This is a genomic window from Fictibacillus sp. NRS-1165, from assembly GCF_050468105.1.
GTDB classification, from domain to species: Bacteria; Bacillota; Bacilli; order Bacillales; family Fictibacillaceae; genus Fictibacillus_C; species Fictibacillus_C terrinigri.
Genome location: NZ_JBDPNU010000114.1, coordinates 1 through 2456 on the forward strand (window position 1 = coordinate 1; position 2456 = coordinate 2456).

At 41.5% G+C, this 2456-nt stretch carries 3 protein-coding genes; all 3 read right to left on the bottom strand.

All coding sequences use genetic code 11. The features are described 5' to 3' along the window. The coding region (locus tag ABHN01_RS24755; protein ID WP_429877753.1) for an alcohol dehydrogenase at positions 1-498 on the bottom strand (498 nt) is incomplete at its 3' end. Positions 499-532: 34 nt separating this feature from the next. Further along, the gene (locus ABHN01_RS24760) at positions 533-1381 is read right to left on the bottom strand and encodes a carbohydrate ABC transporter permease (RefSeq protein ID WP_425589580.1); all 849 of its coding nucleotides are present in this window, start codon (positions 1379-1381) and stop codon (positions 533-535) included. A gap of 5 nt (positions 1382-1386) precedes the next feature. Continuing rightward, positions 1387-2292, bottom strand: a complete 906-nt coding sequence (locus ABHN01_RS24765; RefSeq protein ID WP_429877754.1) for a carbohydrate ABC transporter permease — start codon at positions 2290-2292, stop codon at positions 1387-1389. Positions 2293-2456 lie beyond the last annotated feature (164 nt).

Here is a 2456-nt window from a genome sequence, read left to right on the forward strand (position 1 = left end):
CAATCCGACAACAACCACATAATCGCCTGCACGTACGTTGGCATCACGAACACCGCTCATGGCAAATTGGGCCGGATCATAACAAACCGCATTTTGCCATTTGGCACCCTCGGGCATTTTGCGTAATCGGTGGTTATCCACCGCATTGACGATGACGGTTTCCATGATGGGTCCATACGTACAAACCATTTCTCCGACTCGGTACTCTATTACATCACTGCCGATTTCTACTATTTTGCCGACAACCATATTTCCCAATTGAAATTCACCAAAAACGATACCAGGCTTTTCCCCCTCTTCTCGGGGCATGAACATGCGCCATTCTTCAGAAAAATCTTCGTTTATAAAAGGAGTCAACCCACGGAAGTCTACCACTTCTGTACCGTGTTTAGGTGAGGCAAATTCCACTTCAATTTTGGCCTCATTCGGTTGGATTGAACGGTCTTCATAGTCTACAAATGCGGCTTCTCTTGGTTTTACTGCAACTAGCTTTTTCATGATGTGATTACTTCCTCTCGATTTTTTGGGGGATTTACCCTTTAACTCCGCCTTCGGTCATGTTCCCTTTAATAAAGTGCTCGGATACGGCATACATGATCACGACTGGCAATGCGGTTACGAGTGATGCCGCCATCATTCGGCCCCAAACGTAATCTGGTGTACTGAACAAGGCATTCAAGCCGATGGGCAGCGTGAAGTTTGCTGAATCGGATAAGAAAATGGAGGCAAACAAGTAATCGTTCCAAGCCACCATAAACGAGTAGACGAAAACTGATATAATTCCGGAAATGGATAATGGAATTACAATATAGAAAATGATCTGCACCCTGTTTAGTCCATCGATCATAGCCGCTTCTTCAAGGTCATCCGGTATCGTATCAAAGTAACTTTTCAACATGAAGATGGCGGTTGGCAACGTTTGTACAATCATCGTTATGATGATCGCCGTTTTAGTATCGTATAAACCAAGACCGGAGATGATTTTGAATAAGGGCACGACAAGCAAAATGCCCGAAAACATATAAACCGTGTAAAAACTTGCATTGATTGTGGTTCTGCCCATAAATTTTAATTTCGACAGGGCATATGCCCCAAAGATCCCAATGACAACGGCCAAACTAGCTGCCGTGAGGGCAACGGTTAAACTGTTTTTAAAATAGGAGAGATACGGGAAAATATCAGGATTGAACATGTCCACGTAATGTTTAAATGTCCAGTGTTGCGGAAGTAACGTCGGATTCGTCGCAACCGCTTCCTTCGGACTTTTAAAGGAGGTCATCAGCATGATAAAAAAGGGAAAAAGGGACACGGTCAACAGGCATATCAGCCCAGTGTAAAACGCCACTTTTTTTGTTGCTCTTGACTTTTTGCTGCTCGCCATCGCCATTAGAATTTCACCCGCTTTCTTGCTAAGATAATCACAATAGAAAGAATAATAAACAGAATGACAGAAATTGATGCCGCTTTTCCAAGATCGTTAAATGCAAATGCTGTTTCATACAAGTAAATACCAAGGATATTCACTTTATTCGTCAGCAGATAAACATCCGTAAACATATAGAACAGCCAGATCGAACGTAATGTAACGACCGTTAACAATACCGGCATAATCGCTGGAACCGTAACAATTTTAAATTTATCCCATGCTGAAGCTCCATCAATTTCAGCTGCTTCATATAATGAGGAATCAATGGTTTGCAAGATCGCCAGGAATGAAATGAAGGCATAAGGGAAGTACCTCCAAATGGCAAAAAGAACAACCAGGACAAAGCTTGAGACCGGATTGTCAAACCATAGAGGCGCCTTATCAAACAAATGTAATACGTCCCCGCCCAAATAGTTCACGACACCGTATCCATTGTTAAACATGTATTTCCATGCAAAAACTAAAGAAATGGAGGGTGTTACATAAGACAAAATAATTAATGAACGGGCTATCTTGCGAAATTTAAACGGTCGATTAAAAAAGATAGCAACTCCCAATCCCAGTGCTGTACTTCCCGAAACGGCAAGAATCATATACAAAAGTGTGACTCCTAAGGATTTAAAGAACTCTGCATCCATAAGTATGTCTGTATAATTTTTTAACCCGACAAACGTGGCACTTAACCTCGGATTAACGGGCTGGTCAAAAAAGCTGATCTGAATATTGGATAACATCGGGTATGCAACGAGCAACAGCACTAAAAAAATGCTTGGAAAAAGTAACGCCATTGCTAATTTGATATCCGATTTCGGTCTTTTTATCTTTGTGAATTTGAAATCAGATTTCGTATTTTTAATCGTTTTCATGGTACCTCCCCTGTAATTTAATAAAAATGCTGCCCAGTACATGATCTTGAGAAATTGAGACAGCCTTTGGAAGGTAGAGGGAACCAGCCAAAAGGCTGCCCCCTCCACGTATCCAAATTATCTTTTCTCTAAAGCGTCTCTCATTTCTTTTTCTGCTTTTTTCA

What these genes read in the sequence shown, in the direction of transcription:
- ABHN01_RS24760 (WP_425589580.1), bottom strand. Translation starts at nt 1,381, where the DNA reads ATGGCGAGCAGCAAAAAGTCAAGAGCAACAAAAAAAGTGGCGTTTTAC.
- ABHN01_RS24765 (WP_429877754.1), bottom strand. Translation starts at nt 2,292, where the DNA reads ATGAAAACGATTAAAAATACGAAATCTGATTTCAAATTCACAAAGATA.